Below are 19,546 nucleotides of genomic sequence, written 5' to 3'. Positions count from 1 at the left end.
TATTCCTATATTTATTTTACGTAGATAATGATGAAACTCGTAGTTTTTTTAAAACAGAAACTACGTGCCTACATTCATTAAATGTACCAACAGTGATTCGTAAGCAATTGATTAATCCTAGTTGGTTGCTTTGGTCTCTTAAAACTATACCTTGATTTAATAGTGCATTAAAAACCTGATATTTTGGATTAAATCTAACTAATACATAATTAGCATTACTATTAAACACTTTTTGAACACAAGAGCATTGTTTTAAACCCGTAATTAATATCTCTCGGTTCGTATTAATTATAGTTATTCTGTTTTTAGTATATTGTATGTTTATCGGAGCCAAAGCTTGTTCTGCGATGTCAATGACTGGAATAGACAATGGATATGGTGCTATAACTTTTTCTAATAATTTAATAATTTCTGGATTAGCTAAAGTAAAACCGCAACGTATTCCCGCCAGCGCGAAAGCTTTTGATAAAGTTCTTAAAATAACCAGATGTGGATACATGGATAACCAGCGTACTAAGCTTGCATCAGGACAAAAGTCAATGTATGCTTCATCAGTTATTAATAGCGCTTGATTTTGGATAATATTTAACAATTTTTTTAAACTATTTAGATGAATAATATTACCAGTAGGATTATTTGGGTTACAAATATAAATTAATTTAACATTATTTAATTGTGATTTAATAGATACTAAATCAAGTTGCCAGTTTTTATTTTTTGGTATGATCCGATAATTAATTCCTAAAATTTCAGCAGTGGTTTTGTACATACCATATGTTGGAGGGCAAAATACAATCACGTCTTTTCCGGGATTACAAAATACTTTCATTAATAACTCAATACTTTCATCAGCCCCTCTAGATACTAAAACTTGATCAGATCGTACTCCGGCATAGTAAGCATATCTATTAATTATTTCTTGTGGTTGGCACATAGGATATCGGTGAATTTTTTCATAACGTAATTGATAGTCAGGAGCGATCGGAAATTCATTGGCGTTAAGCCATATGTTACCTGAATGTGTTAATTTTCTGGCAGATTGATAAGGTTTTAGAGTTAATATATTGTTCCTAGCTAAGTCACGAATGTTCATTTTGTTCCTTGATATGATTGATGCGATATATTACAGCGTATTCATGAGCTTTTAATTTTTCAATTTGTGCTAATGTTTTAATTGTTGGTGATAATTTTAATAATCCATTTTGAGTTAATTGTTGCACCGATATTCTTTTTTGAAAATCTACAACTCCCAGACCAGATGTAGTAATTGAACGCCCGTATGTAGGCAACACATGATTAGGGCCGCTTGCATAGTCTCCAGCAACTTCTGGAGACCAATCGCCAAGAAATATTGACCCGGCGTTTATGACGTGATTTAAATAATCTTGGGCATTTTTAATGTGAATGATTAGGTGTTCTGGAGCGTAACTGTTACTTATGGAAAAACATTCCATTAAATTATCAGTAATAATTATATGACCATTAGTTAATGAATCCTTAATTATATTTTTACGTGGTAGTATTTGTAGTTGTTTATGTAGTTCTTGTTTTGTTTGTTCTGCAATGTGTATACTGGGAGTGATTAATATCACATGCGAATCAGGTCCATGTTCTGCTTGTGATAAAAGATCTGCCGCGATAAAAATAGGATTAGCTGTATTATCTGCAATAATCAATACCTCGGAAGGCCCAGCCAACATATCGATAGCGGTTCCATTTGGTGCAAAACTAATTTGCCGTTTTGCTTCAGTAACCCAAGCATTACCTGGTCCAAATATTTTATCTACTTTTGGAACAGATTCAGTACCAAATCCCATAGCAGCTATAGCTTGGATTCCTCCTATTTGATAAATCTCATTGATACCACAAAGTTGTGCAGTATATATAATTATGTCGGGCACCGGAGGAGGAGAACATAATATAATGCGCTTACATTGAGCAATACGAGCTGGAATGCCCAACATCATCACTGTTGATAGCAACGGTGCAGTTCCTCCCGGAATATATAGTCCGACAACGTTTAATGGTCGAATAATTTGTCGACAGTATACTTCGGGGGAAGTTTCTAAATTTATTTCTGCAGGATATTGTGCTTGATGAAATTGTGTAATATTAGTTATCGCAACGTGTATTGCTTTTTTTATGGTGTTAGATAAATTATTGCCTGATTTTATGATAGCTTCAGATGGAATTCTCAATTTTTTAGTTTGCACGTTATCAAAATGCAGATTAAATTTAAATAAAGCGCGATCTCCTTCATTATGGACTTGATTAAGGACATCTTTAACATTTACACTGATACTTTTTAAGTTGTTGTCTATTGGACGGATAAGTAATTTTTTTTGTTCAGATTTAGAACAACAGTTCCAATAAATAGATATAGGATGTTCATGAGCACTCATAATATTATTCCATCATTTTTTCTATTGGTAATACTAAAATAGAACTGGCTCCAAGATTTTTTAAATTTTCCATTGTTTCCCAAAATAATGTTTCGTTGCTGACCATATATATTGCTACACGATGTTGATTTCCTGCTAATGGTAATACTGTTGGACTTTCTGCTCCAGGTAGTAAATTAATAATTTCTTCTAGTTGTTCAGTAGGAGCATGCAACATGATGTATTTAGAACCTCTAGCTTGTATAACCCCTTGGATACGAATCATTAATTTATTTATTAATGATTGCTTTATGTTTGATAATTTTCCAGATCTTTGAATAAGGCATGCTCTAGATCGATAAATCACTTCTACTTCATGTAATCCGTTAGCTTCTAGTGTGGCTCCAGTAGACACAAGATCGCAAATTGCATCTGCTAATCCAACGCGCGGCGCTACTTCCACCGAACCGTTTAGCAAGCAAGATTTAAAATTAATACCCAATTTATCTAAATACTGTTTTAGTAAATGTGGATATGAAGTTGCAATTCGTTTTCCTTGTAAACATTTCGGCCCGTGCCATGGTTCATCTATTGGTAAAGCCATAGATAGTCTACAATCTCCAAAATCTAATCGACGTAACATAACATAACAAGGATGATCTCCTTGCGATCGTCTTGATAACAATGCTTCTTCTAATACATTTTCTCCTATAATTCCTAAATCTACAATACTATCCATAACTAAACCAGGAATGTCGTCATCGCGTACTCTCATGATATCGATGGCCATATTTTCTGCAAACGCTAGTAGCCGTTGTTGCTGTAAATTAATTTTAATGCCACATTGTTCAAGAAGTTGTTGGGATTCTTTGCTTAATCTTCCTGATTTTTGCATCGCTATTCGTAATCGTGATCTATCCAACATGATATTTTTACCTTATGAAAGAATTTGTGATAACTAAATACTTTAATAAAATTTGTACAATAGAACTAATTTTGATATTGTTAATGAACAAAGGATTAAAATTATTTCTATTGTTAATTTATTTGGAGGATCAATTAGGGTCATGATGATAAATTAACATTTTGAAGCATAATTTTTTCATTAAAAAATTTGTTAATGCTCTAATATCTTAACGAATATAATTAAATTTGTATAGGGTTAAATGTTATTCAGTTACTTTATTTTATACGTACATAATTAATACTTTAATTAAATTATAAGATATTTTATAACATTTGATGTATGTTTTAGTCTAAAACTAATTATGTAAAAGGTTTTAGAATTATAATTATATATGATTAGTAATTATAATATGGATATGTATTATCTTTTATAATATTATATGTAGTAATTTTTTGACTAATTTAATTGATATTAGATCATATCGTATTTGTATCTATAGATAAAATGCTAAAAACTATTGTTTTTAATGAAAATTAAAGCACCTCTTCATAAAGGTGCTGATAATATTTTTGTAATAAATGTAGAAGTTTAGTTTTTTGTTCATCATAGCTATAGATTGATAAAAGTATGTTCAATTTATCGTTATAAGATTTTGATTGACTGTGATTAAATAATTTATTTTTTATATAATTTAACCATTCTTTTTGTTCTTGATGATCTAAAGTGCTAGGAAAGTTACGAGCTCTATAATAGTACAATAATAGTTTTAAGCGACGATCAACATTATCGGTACATAAATTTTTTAAATTTTTTGGATGAGTTTTTTGGATATTTAAGATTATTTTTCGATCATAATTATTAAAAAATCCATGATATAGTTGAGAATCCACATGGGAGTTGTGACGTAAAGCTTTTAGACGTATGTATGATTCAATGATAGTATATAGTGTATTTATTTTTTTACGTAAATGAACGCTATTTTCATAAATTCTGAGAAAATTTAAATTTTTTGAACAATGTTGATAATTGCTATAAAACTGTGTGGAATAATTCATATTGATGTTATTTTTATTAAAAAAACTTATTGGTATTAAAGTGGGGCATGTATTTAATCGGATCAGTTGTAATGGTATATTTTTTAATACATCATATATTGCCGTACGATTGGAATATAATTTTTGATATATTGTATTTATATTTAAATGTAACAAAGTATCAATATTTGCATTTAAATCACATGCGATTAAAATATTAGAATTTGTAGGGTGCCAAGTAATTGGGGCTATATAGGTTAAAAAATTCTGATATTTATTGTTAATTTTTTTAGTTATAAATATTAGAGGTCGCATAGTTTCTAAATCGATTATTTTTTTCAGTTGGTATTTAGTACGATGGTTAAATAAGAACTGAAATAGTTGTGGTTGAGCTCTTTTAGTCAATTTTGTTAACTCTAAAGTAGCATATACATCTGACATAGCGTCATGAGCGTTAGAGTGTTGTATAGCGTTTGCTTGCGTTAAATCTTTTAGACGAAAACTAGGTTTATTCTGATTATTTAATGGCCATTTAATCCCATTTGGACATAGCGAATAATAAGCACGTAATACATGTAATAAATCCCAGCGTGAGTTTCCTTGTTGATAAGCCCATATATAAGGATCATAAAAATTTCTATAAAAAATATTTCTACTGAATTCATCATCAAAATGAATATTATTATATCCAAGTATGCAAGTTTTGGGTATACAGAATATTTGATTGATACGACGGGCGAATTCAGGTTCTATTAAACCGTTATGTAAAGTATCTTGAGGAGTAATTTTTGTAATAAGTACCGATTTTGGGTCAGGAAGATAATCGTTTGACAAGCGACAAAATAATATTTTTTCTTCTTCTATGGGAGTTAATGTATCGTTAGTACGAATTCCAGCAAATTGTGCTGGTCTGTCTAGCGCCGGATTTGTTCCAAAAGTTTCATAATCATAAAAAAAAAACTAGGATTTTTAGTATTTTTATTCATTAACATAGTTATATCGGTACTTGCAGTATAAATAATATTTAAATTGTTTACTAATATTAAAAATAATATGTTTAGACTTATTTGTAATATATTGTATGTTATAACATGATATAAAAAATGTAATCGCGTAGTGTATGTATAATTAGTTTGAATTTATCATAATTAATATAGTTTTAATATAAATATTTAGAAACATAGAAGTATCGTGTCAGTATGAGTAATATTAATTGGCGCAATTGAGTAGTAATATTACAATTTTTGGCTTAATTAAAATTAAGTATTACATAATACTAATAGCATTTATAAATTTAAATTTTAATTTTGGTTTAATTAAGTTATAGAAATTTATTATGTATATATTTTTAAAATAAATACAAATAGGAGATGATTTGTGAGCAATAATGTTAATAAATCGTTTTATGATGTATTGGAATTTGTGCGTATATTCCGTCGTAAGAATAAACTGCAACGAGAGATTCTTGATAATGAAAAAAAAATTCGAGACAATCAAAAAAGAGTATTATTACTGGGTAATTTAAGTGATTATATTAAGACTGAAACATCTGTAGAAGGGATACAAGTTATTATCGCTAATATGCGTAATGATTATGAGGATCGAGTCGATGAATATATAATAAAAAATGCTGAATTGTCAAAGGAACGTCGTGAATTATCAAAAAAATTAAATAATTTTAAAGAATCTACAGTTGATTAAATTTAATGGAAAGTTGATTTGTATTGATATATTTATTTCAGTTCATTCGTAATGAATTAATATATAAAAGTAAGATACTTTATTTATATATAAAGTAGTATCGGGAAGGGTGGTAATCTTACAAAAAATATAAGCAATATTATGTCTAGTATATTATTATTAATTTAATAACAGCGTTATATCGATAATAAACGATCTCAATATATGTTATTATGTATGTTACATTTCAATATTTGATTAAAATATTTGTGTATTTTTCTGTTTTAATAATAAAATATTATTGTGTGTCTTGGTTGGGGTTAAGCAAGTGAATATAAGTACATTTTGAGTATTTATTGTTTTTGTATAGTATCTATAGAAACAGATTTTTCGAAATTTCCAGAAGAAGGATTTAATTCATATTTAATGATATGAATTATTTAACAGTGTTATATTATGAAATTGATTATTTAATAACTATGGTAATAGTTAATGACGCATTGCTATTGGAATTTGCTAAAGAAACTTTAGAGATCGAAATTAATGAAGCTCAAAGAATGCTGGGTAGGTTAGATGAAAGCATAGTTTTTGCTTGTCATATATTATTGAATTGTACAGGAAAGGTGGCGGTTTCTGGTATAGGTAAATCAGGCCATATTGGGAAAAAAATTGCCGCTTCTTTAGCAAGCACGGGTACTCCTGCTTTTTTTGTTCATCCTGCAGAAGCTTTGCATGGTGATTTAGGTATGATTGGAGCGCAAGATGTAGTGATATTTATTTCTTATTCGGGTCGTGCCTGTGAAATAATTACTTTAATGCCATTCTTAGTAGAAAGTGGGATTCCTGTGATCGCATTTACTGGTGATGTTAGTTCTCCTTTAGCTAAAGGGGCTACGTGTGTGCTTAATATTAAGATAAAAAGAGAAGCTTGCCCCATGGAACTAGCTCCTACTTCTAGCACAGTTAATACTTTAATGATGGGGGATGCATTAACAATAGCTCTTATGAGATATAGAGGATTTAGTTTAGAACAATTTGCTAGATCTCATCCAGGAGGTAGATTAGGAGTTCAATTACTCAATTGCGTACATCATTTAATGCGTACTGGGGAACATATTTCCAAAGTTTTTTGGGAGGTGACAGTAATGGATGCAATGTTTGAATTAAGTCGTACTGGGCTCGGATTGACTGCTGTATGCGACAATCATATTCGTGTTATAGGGGTGTTTACTGACGGAGATTTAAGACGTTGGATAGTTAAAGGTAAATCTCTTGATGACCCTATTGATATTGCAATGACTAAGCCTGGATATCGTATTCCAAAAGAATGGCGCGCAAGCGTAGCATTAAAAGCACTGTATCAACGAAAAATAGCTGCAGCTCCAGTGGTGGATAAAGTTGGAACGTTGGTAGGGTCAATTAATATACATGACTTACACCAAGCCATAATAGAGTGATTAGTTATCTTTAATTTTAATTAGTCAAAACAACTAAAAATTAATAAACAATATTTTAGTCATTTTGACTCCCCTGACTGGATTCGAACCAGTGACATACGGATTAACAGTCCGCCGTTCTACCAACTGAACTACAGAGGAACCAATAAATCAAATTTATATTATATTAATATATTTGATAATACAAGTGCTTAATAATGATAGGTTGAGTTAATAAGGTATTTAAATATGATGGGAACATTGTGTATACTATTATTTATTTAATAGTTATATTATTTCTATTATTTCTTGCGGTATTTTAATTTAAACACAACAAGTATATCATATTTAAATTAAAATAGGCATGTTCATACGTTATTTTATATATGAAGCATCTAAAATTCTTTAGATTTTCAATAGGGAGAGATGCCGGAGTGGTTGAACGGAGCGGTTTCGAAAACCGTTTTAAAGAAATAATATCTTTCAAGGGTTCGAATCCCTTTCTCTCCGCATGTTTTGAGAGTATTAATATTAATACTATATGATGTTTCAATATTGGGTTAGAGTATGATGATTTATATTTAATTATAATGATTAAGTAATTGATGATGAAATTTATATTGGTTTATATGAGTTTTATTTTTATAAATGCTAATGTGCTTGAAGATTATTTTTTATTTTTTTGTTATAGATATAAAATGATAAGGGATATTTATTTTGGTTGGTGATTTTTTATATATTTATATGATATCGTTCATATATAAGTAAATTTAAATAAATAATATAATTTATTTATGATCGATTTAAAGGATGATTATATATTTTTATGTTTTGTGCAGTAAGTGTTATGAATTTAATTTTTATTTTTATAAAAATATTTGGTTACTATTATATATAGATAGTAAGAAGGTGGTTTTTACTTCTATTACAAATAGAATAACGATGTTATTGTACTTATTTAAGTAATTACAATTGGTTTTGTTAGTTTGAAAGTATATATAAATTTTAATTTTTATAAAATATGAATAACGGGGCTGTCGATTTATATCATTACGATAATGGCGGTGAGGAAGGGATTCGAACCCTTGATACATAAATTATATATACATGCTTTCCAGGCATGCTCCTTAACCCGCTCGGACACCTCACCATTCCATATAAAAAACTTAAATAAGATAATATATAAGATTTTTCTTTTTTAGGTTAAATATGAGTAATTTAATTAGTCTGTTGTTTGTTAGTATCAATTAAATATACTGGTCTTGAATTAAGCATCAAAAATTTTAGTAGCATAAGATAAATGATACGATAAGATATTTTTTTGTATACATAGTTGTGTATTCTTAGTCACAGTTTGCGTTTCTTATCATGTTTATTATTAAGTAAAGATTGAAAAGAATAATATTTGAATTGAAAATATAATCCCAGTAAAGTAATTACACCGATTATACTCAGAATGATCCAAGGTAATTGCATAAAATCGCGTTCTTTACCAATGTCATATAACCATCCACTACCGCTATAACCCACAGTACCTCCTAAAGCTAAACTCAGTTTACTAAAACCTATATAACTGCTACGTGCCTTATAGTCTGTCAATAAAGCTCCCAAAGTCTCTCTTGCAGGTTCGGCAATAATAGAACCTATGTAGAACAAGCTAATTAAAATTAATAACGTATGTAAGTTTTTAACTAACCCAATAGGAAATAAACTAATGATAATAGTTATTAACCCTATCATCAGGCGCGTTTCTAATTTGAAATATTTTTCGCTCCACCAAGTTATAGGAATAATTAATAATAAAGATAAAATTGCCTCTATGATATACATCCATTTTATATATGATAGTTGTCCAGACACTTCATGAATACGAATAGGCAACATTAACATCACTTGAGCTGATAAGATATAATATCCGGTTAGGGTGAAGACGTAAATTATAAATCTTTGATTATTAAGTACTTTTTTTATACCTTCTAATAATGAATCATGGGAACTAGAAATTTTGTATGCAGGCAATCGCCAGGCGTTAAAAACTCCAGCGATGAAAAATAATGTTGCTCCGGTAAAGCATACTAACTTGAAGTTATATTGTAATAACCATGTGCCTAGCACAATACCTATTATAGCACACATGCTATCTTCTAGCATCAATACAGAATAAAATCTCCCTAATTCCCATGGGCGAACTAACTTAATTACTAGTGCGGTACGCGGTGGATCAAATAATGTTCCGCCTAATGCAGATAATACACAAGATAAACATAATAATATAGGAGTATTTGCAATACTCATTACAATAAATCCTAAAGTACGCATAAATAACCCGGATACGATCATGGGTTTGGCGCCTAATTTATCAGCGAAAGCACCACTAAAAATTCCTAATCCTTGTTGAATGAATTGTCGTAATCCTAAAGCAAACCCTACTAAAAAAGCCCCCCATCCTAGTTGTTCGACAAAATATATTGAAATAAGTGGGAAAACAACATAAAAACCTATAACTACAAACATATTATCTATTATTAAAAAATATTTACCTAGTCTTCTAGCTTGAGATATTGTATACATGGGCCCCCGTTTGTGTATTTTGTATACATTTTGTTTACTGTGTGTATTAAAAATATTTTTAATAGTTGTATGTTTTTATTTTTAATCACGGTGTAAATTAACATGTATTTTAAATTTTGTATGAAACATTTAAATATTATAATATTGATGTTTTTGTGTGTTTATTTTTTATATATTTTGTTCCAGAATAATACTTAATGATAAAAGTGATTATCTTTATTAAAGGTTGCTAATATGTGTATATACGTACGTTACACATACTTAACCAGATTTGTGATTAATTAAAGAAAGTATGTTAAGCGGTCATTTTATTTGTAAAAGTATATAATATAAGAAATATGGCTGTTGTTATTAGTTATTTTTAATAAGTACCATGTTTTATGTGAATCGATATATATACTATATTATAACAGAGATATATAATAATTGTAGTTTATATATACATTGTATTAGTATTTTAAGTGTAAGATTCTAAGATAGAAAATGTTTTTAAAATAAAATTATTGTTTATAGAACTGATTGTTATCATCTTAATGTTATTCAGCGCAATTTTGTAATTTGTAACAAAAATTATATTTGCATAATACTATATTTATACTGAACTTTTTAAAATTTTTAAATATAATGAATCTGTTAAAGTCGCTGACTTCAATGAGTTTTATAATTATGTTATCTCGTATTTTAGGTTTTATCAGAGATACCATTATAGCTCGAATTTTTGGCGTCAGTGTCATGACAGATGCTTTTTTCATTGCTTTTAAATTACCTAATTTATTGAGACGTATTTTTGCAGAAGGAGTGTTTTATCAGGTTTTCCTACCTATATTATCAGAATATCAATATCGTGATAGCGAAGAAGAAATACGGGTATTTATTGCTAGAGTATCTGGTTTGTTGATATTTATGGTAGCTATTGTAGTTGTCATTGGATTATTGACAGCGCCTTGGATTATTGCGGTTACTGCTCCGGGTTTTAACAGTGCTATAGAAAAATTTATTATGGCTATTAAAATGTTTAGAGTGATGTTTCCTTATATTTTATTCGTATCGTTAACATCATTAATGGGGGCTATTTTAAATACTTGTAATTTTTTTTTAGTACCAGCGTTCACTCCAATTTTTTTAAATATCAGTATGATCAGTTTTATGTTATTTTCAGAGTGTTTATATTCTCATATTCCTATTATGGGATTAGCTTGGTCAGTGATTGTAGGAGGACTACTACAGTGTGCTTATTGTGTGTTATTTTTAAAAAAAATTAATATGCTAGTCATTCCAAAAATTCAATTTTATGATAATAGAGTATGTAGAATATATAGATCAATGGTTCCTGCTATAATTGTTGTTTCAAGCAGTCAGATATCATTGGTGATTAATACTATTCTTGCTTCTTTTTTGCGCGATGGTTCTATTTCTTGGATGTATTATGCTGATAGATTAATGGAGTTACCTATTGGAGTTTTTGGTGTAACGTTAACTACTATTCTATATCCGTATTTATCTCGTTTTGTTTCTAAGAAAAATTATGAAGATTATTCTTGTTTAATGAATTGGGGTATTAAGTTATGTTTCATACTAAGTTTACCTAGTGCTGTTATTTTAGGATTTTTGTCTGAACCGTTAATAATAACATTGTTTAAGTATGGAAAATTTTTAGAATTTGATGTATTAATGACACAATATTCTGTAATTGCATACGCAATAGGATTGCCTGGATTAATTTTATCTAAAGTATTGACATCTGCTTTTTATGCACGCCATGATATTAAAACTCCAGTCCACATCGTCATTATTGTACTTATTTTTACTCAATTTGTAAATTTAATGTGTATTGATTTATTAAAGCATATTGTTTTTTCTTTTTCTATTAGTTTGGGGGCATGGTTGAATGCAGGGTTGTTATATTGGAAATTGAAAAAAAAGTATTTATTTCAATTACAATCTGGATGGTGGTTTTTTTGTGGTCAATTGATTATCGCGCTTATTATGTTGTGTATAGTGTGTTTAGGATTGTTGATATATATATCTGATTGGACGCAAGGGCATATTTTTTATAGATTAATTAGAATGATAGCGGTTTTAATATTAGTTGGTAGTAGTTACTGCGTAACGTTATGGTTCGTAGGTATTCGTTTAAATGATTTTATTTTTTTAAGTGGAGAGGAGGAATCGTTCGATTAAATAAAAAATGTGTTAGTATATTACATATGTTTTACTGTTTTAATTCCGAGTAAATTTAATCCTTTTTTTAAAATACGAACAGTAATCAATGCTAATTTTAATCTACTATATTTTATTTGTGTGTTGGTTTCTTTAATGATTGGACAGTTTTCATAAAAGGAAGAAAATAGTACAGATAATTTATATAAATAAGAACATAATATGTGAGGGGCTCCTCGATTTGCTACAGTGGTAATTGTTTCTTCAAATTGAAGTAAACAAATTGCTAACAATTTTTCTTCTTCAGTTTCTAGTTTAATATTGTTTTGTTTTAGTTGAAAATCAATTTGTTTAAATTGTTTAAAAATAGAAAAAATTCTAGTACATGCATATTGTATATAAGGCGCGGTGTTTCCTTCAAATTTTAACATGTTATTCCAATCGAATATGTAATTTATAATGCGGTTCTTTGATAATTCAGAATATTTTATAGCACCAATACCGATAATATGTGCTAGTTTATTTATTTGAGGATGTTTTAAATTAGGGGTTTTGCTTAAAATCAACAAACGGGCACGTTTTAAGGCTTCATCTAATAATGTTTTTAATTTTAACGCATTACCAGATCGTGTTTTAAATGGTTTTTTATCTTTTCCAAGTAGCATACCACATATGTGATGCTCTAATAGTACTGATGTATCTAAATAACCTGCTCTATATGCAATTTCCTGTGCCTGCATTATATGTTGTTTTTGACGACTATCAATATAGTAAATAATTCTGTCGGCATGCAATATTTTACAGCGATATTTTATGCAAGCAATATCAGTGGTACTATATAGGTAAGCTCCATCTTTTTTTTGAATAATTACTCCAAAAGGGGTACCATTTTTATTGGTATATTTTTTTAGAGGCACTACAATAGCTCCGTTACTCATAATTGCTAAGCCTTTATTTTTTAAATCTGATACAATATTAGGAAGCATATGTTTATAAAAACTTTCTCCCATAATATCGCTTTTTTTTAAGGTAACATTTAATCGTATGTATGTATTTTGATTATTTGATGTAGAGATGTCTACTAAACGTTGCCATATTTGACAGCAATATTTGTCGCCTTTTTGCAATTTTAGAACATAATTTCGAGATAATTTCGCGAAATCGGGGTCGATATCATATATTTTTTTAGCTTCTTTATAAAAATGTTCTAATGTAGATAATTGTATAGATTTATTTAATAAAAATTCAGGCTGGATATTTTTTTCTATATAAGCAATAAGCATACCGAATTGAGTACCCCAATCTCCTATATGATTAGCTTTAATAACATTATGTCCTAAAAAAGATAAAACACGAGCAATACTATCTCCAATAACGGTTGAACGTAAATGTCCAACATGCATTTCTTTTGCAATATTTGGACTAGAGTAATCAATAACAATGGTTTTTGATGTAACTGGGGCGATACCTAAACGAGGTACTGAAAAAACACTATTAATTTGATGGGATATCCATTTTGGATTTAAAAATATATTAATAAATCCTGGTTGTTCAATTTTTGCTGTTTGAGCGATATCATTTAGGTCGGTAAGTTTTATAATTTTTTTAGCAAGATCTTCAACAGAGATATTTAATTTTTTAGAGATAGTTATTAATCCATTAACTTGATAGTCACCAAATTTTTTTCTTGTTGATTGTTGTATTTGTATTAGATTGGAAACAGATTGATTTGTAATTAATAATAGAGCTTGATTTATTTTTTTTAATAAAAATGTTTGAATATTCATATGAACATTTTAAAAATATATTATCTAATAATATTAGATAATATATTAATTTCCAGTAATGTAAATTATAAATTTTACTTTATAATTACGAATATATTTTTCAGATTATGTTCTATTTATTAAATGTATTCGTTATGTTGGATGATAATTAAGTTGTATAAAATTATTTGGAAAACCAATTAAAATAATCATTATGCATGCAGGCAATATAATACACTTTATTTGCTAAAAATTAAGTATTTTAGTTTTGTTTTGGTAGAGAATTTATTCTAGTTTTAATTAAATTTATTTATATTACAACTTTATAAAAATACATAATTTCAATTAAAACATATAGAATTTGTATTCATCTAAATTTACATAATTTAATTTTTAAATATTAAGAATATTATTTAATCAGTATATTCAACATACGTTACAATTAACTTCAATAAGTTTAAGTATAGTTCAGAATGCGTATGCTGTAATTTTAAGAAATGATTAATATAACATCAGACAATGATTTTATTTGTATGAGTTATTAAAATTAAGATATATATATTACATACATATATAATATTTTTAATATGTAATTTTATAAAAACATATTTTCTATAATTAGATATTCATGAGTAGAGGAATTTTTATGCGTACTGCATATTGTGGTCAATTAAATTTGTCTCATGTTGGATTGGAAGTTACATTATGTGGTTGGGTAAGTAAATATCGTAATCTTGGTGGGTTAATATTTATTGATTTACGTGACAGAGAAGGACATATACAAGTATGTTTTGATATTAATAATAATAGAAAAATGTGTATATCTGCAACTACATTGAAACAAGAATTCTGTATCCAGTTAATAGGAATGGTTCGCGCACGCCCTAGAAATCAAATCAATAGCAATATATCTACTGGCGCTATTGAAATAGCTGCAAAATCTTTCACTATTCTTAATACTTCTGATCCATTACCATTAGATATTAATCATAATAATATTGAAGAAAATAGATTAAAATATCGTTATCTTGATTTAAGACGCCCAGTTATGTTACATCGAATAAAAACTCGATCGCGTATTATATCAATTGTACATCGTTTTATGGAATTAGAAGGTTTTTTAAATATTGAAACACCAATATTAACAAAAGTTACTCCAGAAGGCTCACGTGATTATATTGTTCCTAGTAGATTACATATAGGTAAAAATTATGCCTTGCCTCAGTCACCTCAGATATTTAAGCAATTATTAATGGTTGCTGGATTTGATAGGTATTATCAAGTGACTAAATGCTTTAGAGATGAGGATTTACGTGCGGATCGTCAACCAGAGTTTACTCAAATAGATATTGAAACTTCTTTTATGTCTGCACAAAAAATACGAGAACTTATGGAGATTTTTATTCGTATTATCTGGCGTGAAATTTTAAATGTAGAATTAGGAACGTTTCCTCAATTGACGTATTCTGAAGTAATACAACGTTTTGGATCTGATACCCCAGATTTAAGAAACCCAATAGAAATGATTGATATATCGTATTTATTTAAGTCAAGACAAAATAGACTGTCCTTTATTCGCGCAAATAATATTGATATCCAGGTAGTAGTTATGAGAGTACCTAATGGTAGTAAATTGACGCAAAATCAGATTGATGGATATATTTACTACGTTAAAAAATGTGGTTTGCAAGAATTAATGTGGATTAAGGTTCAATATAATGATGGTAGCCCTAAAAAGGAAATTAATGGGCCAGTTATTGACTTTTTAGATAATTCGGTATTGGATACTATTTTAGACAAAACTAATACTAAAAATGGTGATATTTTATTTTTTGGATTTAGTGAGGATCAAAATAAATCTATTACAAAATTATTAAGCCCTTTAAGATCTAAATTAGGCAATGATCTTTGTTTAATTAAAAAAGATTCTTGGGCTCCGTTGTGGATAATAGACTTTCCAATGTTTAGAAAGAACAGCTATGATGAACTGGTGTCTATGCATCATATTTTTACTTCTCCAAAAAATTGTGATGTTCACACATTACAGAAAGATCCGTTATCAGCGACTTCGGAGGCTTATGATATGGTTATTAATGGACACGAAGTTGGGAGCGGATCAGTTCGTATTCATTCATTTGATGTACAACAAGTAGTGTTCAATATTTTAGGTATTACTCAAAATGAACAGAAAGAAAAATTTGGATATTTAATGAATGCTTTGAAATATGGAGCGCCTCCGCATGCTGGTTTAGCATTTGGTTTAGATCGTCTAGCTATGTTGTTAACTGGAGTGAAGAGTATTAGAGAGGTTATTGCATTCCCTAAAACTACAGCAGCAATAGATTTAATGGTTAATGCACCTGATTGATATATGTAATTCGGTGGGGTTGTGGGCTAGGTCATATAAAATTTATGTGGTGCATTTGTCAACTATATTTTAAAGAGTGTTTAAGAAGGCTATTTTTAGATATTATAAAATATAAAAGGTAATAAATAGAATATTTGGTTTTCGTGTTAATTTTGAATAGATTTTTAGGTAATGTGATTTTAAAAGGTAGTATTATTAATATTAGAGTTTTATTCTTTTTTATGTTTTCTTTTGATTTTTATTAAGAATCATGCTTTTTGTTAGAAATCGTAATATAAGGCTATTAATTAGTGTGTAGTATTATAGTTCGTTATATTAAGTTATTATATCGTTATGTGCATAAGTGTTATTTTATAATGTCATCTATATTGCTATTAATTATTATAGTTATGACTATTTGGAAATTTTTTATCCCATGTGCATTATTAAATAAAAGTAAAAAAAATTATAATAAGGAATTTTATCTTAAGAAAGATGAACTTCACCAATCTGAAATTGTAAAAAATGAAAAATTTTTCAATAGTGCAATGGTGTATTTAGATATTCTAAAGAAATACTTATATCTTAATAAATTATCGAAAGAAATAAATGTGTATAATCATATAGTATGTCAAGATGATGTTTTGAGTGAAATTTTACTAAAATATAGTAGCGATGGTGTTGATGCTTCTGGGATTGCACTTTTATTACAACAGTATCCAATACTCAGGAAGTTAGAAACGGGACACATACTTTCTTGGATGATAATTACAAAAAAAAAATTACAATGTTTGGTTTGGGATATTTTTCCACGGGAAATTCGTGTATATAATCGGATACATGCTAGTTTTACAGAAGGTATTATTAGAATTTTAGATCAATTAAATAATAGTTTATATCCTACAATTTTATTTATAGGTGAATTAAATGGAACATTTATTGATAGCGCTCGTTCTTTAGGTATAGAAGAAAATTATATTATAGATATAAGTAATGCATTACAATATCAGTTAGATTTTCGAAAGTTGCGTCAAGGGGATAGGTTTGCGGTATTAATATCAACAATGATGGATAGTAGTTACAATGTTAAAAGTAAATTACTCGGGGCAAGATTGTATACGTCTGGTAAAAACTATTATATATTTCGCGCAAATAATGGTAAATTCTATGATCGTGAGGCTGTAAGATTAGAAGGAAGTTTTATACGTTTTCCTACCTTAAAACCATTTCGTATATCTTCTAATTTTAATTTAAGCAGATTAAATCCTGTAACCGGACAAGTATCTCCTCACGCTGGAGTTGATTTTGCTGTTCCCATTGGCACTCCAGTTTTTTCGGTAGGAGATGGAGAAGTTATTGTAAGTACATATAGTAAAATAGCTGGCAATTATATAACAATTAGACATAGCTGTCATTGTGTAACTCGATATATGCATTTGAAAAAATTACTAGTTATGCCCGGTCAAAAAGTTAAACGAGGCGACAGTATAGCATTATCTGGTAATACAGGTCGATCAACAGGTCCTCATTTGCATTTTGAAATATGGGTTAATCATCGTCCTGTAAATCCATTAACTACTAATATTTTAAATATTGATAAGTTATTAGGAAATGAACGCATAATATACTTAAATCAGATAAAAGATATTATTCCAAAACTACGTTTTGATTAGATATATTTTTTAATCTGTGATCAATAGCTAGAATCTTATTTTAATGACAAGTAAACATTATATCTTGAATATGTGATGTATGTATTTTTAAATTAATTGTTAGGGATATTGAGATAAGAACGATTATTCTACTTGTAAGATATGGCTTATGTTCATAATATCACATTTATTGTATATGTCGTTTTGTATTATAACTACTAATTCTCCAGAAATGAGAAATCCTTCATCGCGTAATAAATTTCTAGCATATTTGGCATCTTTTACATTATCGCCTGTTCGATTAAAATAAATAGGAATGACTCCTTTATAAAGAGTAACTATGTTTAAGGTGCGTTTGTGTTGGGCTAATGCAAAAATAGGTAATTTTGAATTGATACGAGACATCAATAATGTAGTGTTCTCAGATTCAGTTAGAGCGATAATAGCACTTACTCCTTCTAAGTGATTCGCAGTATACATTGCTGATATAGCTATAATTTCTTCGATGTTATTAAATTTTTTTTTTTGATTGGTGTGTGTGAAAAAATTGATGTTTGAAATTTTTTCCGCTCCTAGGCATACATTTGCAACTGTTGCTACAGTTTCAGACGGATATTGACCTATAGCAGTTTCGGCAGATAACATAACTGCATCAGTGCCATCTAATACTGCATTAGCCACATCCATTACTTCTGCACGAGTGGGCATAGAATTATGAACCATAGATTCCATCATTTGGGTTGCAGTAATAACTGTTCGGTTAAGAGCACATGCTCTTTTTATTATCTTTTTTTGAACACCTACTAGTTCTGGTTCTCCAATTTCTACTCCTAAATCTCCCCGAGCTACCATGACTGCATCTGATGCATGAATAATGTCATCTATTGTTTCATCGGATGCTACTACTTCTGCGCGTTCTATTTTAGAAACAATTTTTGCATGACTACCAGCGTCTACAACTAATTTTCGCGCTAAATCTAAATCTATACTGCTACGTGGAAATGATATTGCTAAGTAGTCAACTCCAATTTGAGCGGCAGTTATAATATCGATTTTATCTTTATTTGTTAATGCTTTTGCTGTAAGCCCACCTCCTAATTTATTTAGTCCTTTGTTATTAGATAATATACCTCCAATAATTACTTTAGTATAGATTTTAGTATTATTAATTGTTATTATTTTTAGTTTAATTTTCCCATCATCTAATAGAAGTAAATCTCCTGAACGTACGTCTTGTGCTAGTTCTGCATAATCAACACCTACGCATTTATGATCACCTATATCCTTCGTTAACATAGTATCAATTAAAAAGTTATCTCCAGATTTTAAATATATTTTATTACCTTGAAAAGTTGAAACACGGATTTTAGGGCCTTGTAAATCTCCTAGAATAGCGATGTATTTTCTTAGTTTTGAAGCAATCTCGCGCACTTTTTTTGCACGGATAAAATGTTCTTTTGTTTCTCCATGAGAAAAGTTTAGTCGTACTATATTTGCTCCTGAAACAATTATTTTCTCAAGGTTATTATCTTTATCTGTAGCAGGCCCTAGAGTAGCGATAATTTTAGTTCTTCTCATTTGGCGAGGCATAATAATTCCTTATGAACTTAAA

General features: G+C 28.9%; 11 protein-coding genes, 3 tRNA genes and 1 pseudogene. 6 read left to right on the top strand and 9 right to left on the bottom strand.

The window, feature by feature from the left end:
• Positions 1-16 precede the first annotated feature (16 nt).
• From hisC to sbcB, 4 genes and pseudogenes are all read right to left on the bottom strand, one after another.
• Entirely contained in the window at positions 17-1,093 is a 1,077-nt protein-coding gene (gene hisC, locus M9400_RS03165) for a histidinol-phosphate transaminase (RefSeq protein WP_250232395.1), read from the bottom strand.
• The gene (gene hisD, locus M9400_RS03160) at positions 1,080-2,402 is read right to left on the bottom strand and encodes a histidinol dehydrogenase (protein ID WP_250232394.1); all 1,323 of its coding nucleotides are present in this window, start codon (positions 2,400-2,402) and stop codon (positions 1,080-1,082) included. The genes hisC and hisD overlap by 14 nt, the downstream gene beginning before the upstream one ends.
• Positions 2,403-2,406: 4 nt before the next feature.
• On the bottom strand, positions 2,407-3,306 hold the full coding sequence (gene hisG / locus M9400_RS03155; protein ID WP_250232393.1) for an ATP phosphoribosyltransferase: 900 nt from the start codon (positions 3,304-3,306) through the stop codon (positions 2,407-2,409).
• Positions 3,307-3,821: 515 nt separating this feature from the next.
• A pseudogene (gene sbcB / locus M9400_RS03150) lies at positions 3,822-5,222 on the bottom strand (exodeoxyribonuclease I); the annotation flags it as partial.
• Positions 5,223-5,699: 477 nt separating this feature from the next.
• Between sbcB and tmaR the strand changes: the two are divergent.
• Together tmaR and gutQ are read left to right on the top strand one after the other, a co-directional pair.
• Positions 5,700-6,023 carry a PTS system regulator TmaR gene (gene tmaR, locus M9400_RS03145; RefSeq protein ID WP_250232392.1) on the top strand — a complete coding sequence of 108 codons (324 nt, stop codon included), beginning with the start codon at positions 5,700-5,702 and terminating at the stop codon, positions 6,021-6,023.
• 458 nt (positions 6,024-6,481) lie between these two features.
• Entirely contained in the window at positions 6,482-7,459 is a 978-nt protein-coding gene (gene gutQ / locus M9400_RS03140) for an arabinose-5-phosphate isomerase GutQ (RefSeq protein ID WP_250232715.1), read from the top strand.
• 68 nt (positions 7,460-7,527) lie between these two features.
• Here gutQ and M9400_RS03135 read toward each other — a convergent pair.
• A tRNA-Asn gene (locus M9400_RS03135) sits at positions 7,528-7,600 on the bottom strand.
• A 258-nt stretch (positions 7,601-7,858) separates the two neighbouring features.
• On the opposite strand from M9400_RS03135, the gene M9400_RS03130 reads away from it, so the two are divergent.
• Positions 7,859-7,948: transfer RNA gene (locus tag M9400_RS03130), tRNA-Ser, on the top strand.
• A gap of 549 nt (positions 7,949-8,497) precedes the next feature.
• Here M9400_RS03130 and M9400_RS03125 read toward each other — a convergent pair.
• Together M9400_RS03125 and mdtH are read right to left on the bottom strand one after the other, a co-directional pair.
• A tRNA-Ser gene (locus M9400_RS03125) sits at positions 8,498-8,588 on the bottom strand.
• 197 nt (positions 8,589-8,785) lie between these two features.
• Positions 8,786-10,009, bottom strand: a complete 1,224-nt coding sequence (gene mdtH / locus M9400_RS03120; protein ID WP_250232391.1) for a multidrug efflux MFS transporter MdtH — start codon at positions 10,007-10,009, stop codon at positions 8,786-8,788.
• Between the two features lie 624 nt (positions 10,010-10,633).
• Here mdtH and murJ point away from each other — a divergent pair.
• Positions 10,634-12,190, top strand: coding sequence for a murein biosynthesis integral membrane protein MurJ (murJ, locus tag M9400_RS03115; RefSeq protein WP_250232390.1), 1,557 nt, complete (start codon positions 10,634-10,636; stop codon positions 12,188-12,190).
• A gap of 20 nt (positions 12,191-12,210) precedes the next feature.
• Here murJ and argS read toward each other — a convergent pair whose 3' ends face one another.
• Positions 12,211-13,956: an arginine--tRNA ligase gene (argS, locus tag M9400_RS03110; protein WP_250232389.1), complete on the bottom strand. Its 1,746-nt coding sequence runs from the start codon at positions 13,954-13,956 to the stop codon at positions 12,211-12,213.
• A 625-nt stretch (positions 13,957-14,581) separates the two neighbouring features.
• Between argS and aspS the strand changes: the two genes are divergently transcribed.
• Positions 14,582-16,303, top strand: coding sequence for an aspartate--tRNA ligase (aspS, locus tag M9400_RS03105; RefSeq protein WP_250232714.1), 1,722 nt, complete (start codon positions 14,582-14,584; stop codon positions 16,301-16,303).
• A 290-nt stretch (positions 16,304-16,593) separates the two neighbouring features.
• Positions 16,594-17,955 (top strand): murein DD-endopeptidase MepM, encoded by a 1,362-nt coding sequence (mepM, locus tag M9400_RS03100; protein ID WP_284307628.1) that lies wholly within the window; start codon positions 16,594-16,596, stop codon positions 17,953-17,955.
• A 123-nt stretch (positions 17,956-18,078) separates the two neighbouring features.
• Here mepM and pyk read toward each other — a convergent pair whose 3' ends face one another.
• Positions 18,079-19,524 carry a pyruvate kinase gene (gene pyk, locus M9400_RS03095; protein ID WP_250232387.1) on the bottom strand — a complete coding sequence of 482 codons (1,446 nt, stop codon included), beginning with the start codon at positions 19,522-19,524 and terminating at the stop codon, positions 18,079-18,081.
• Positions 19,525-19,546: the final 22 nt, after the last annotated feature.

The sequence above is a fragment of the Blochmannia endosymbiont of Camponotus sp. genome (assembly GCF_023586085.1).
Taxonomy (GTDB): Bacteria; Pseudomonadota; Gammaproteobacteria; order Enterobacterales; family Enterobacteriaceae; genus Blochmanniella.
The sequence above is the reverse complement of the archived record's forward strand: the minus strand, read 5'-3'. Positions and strand labels throughout refer to the sequence as shown.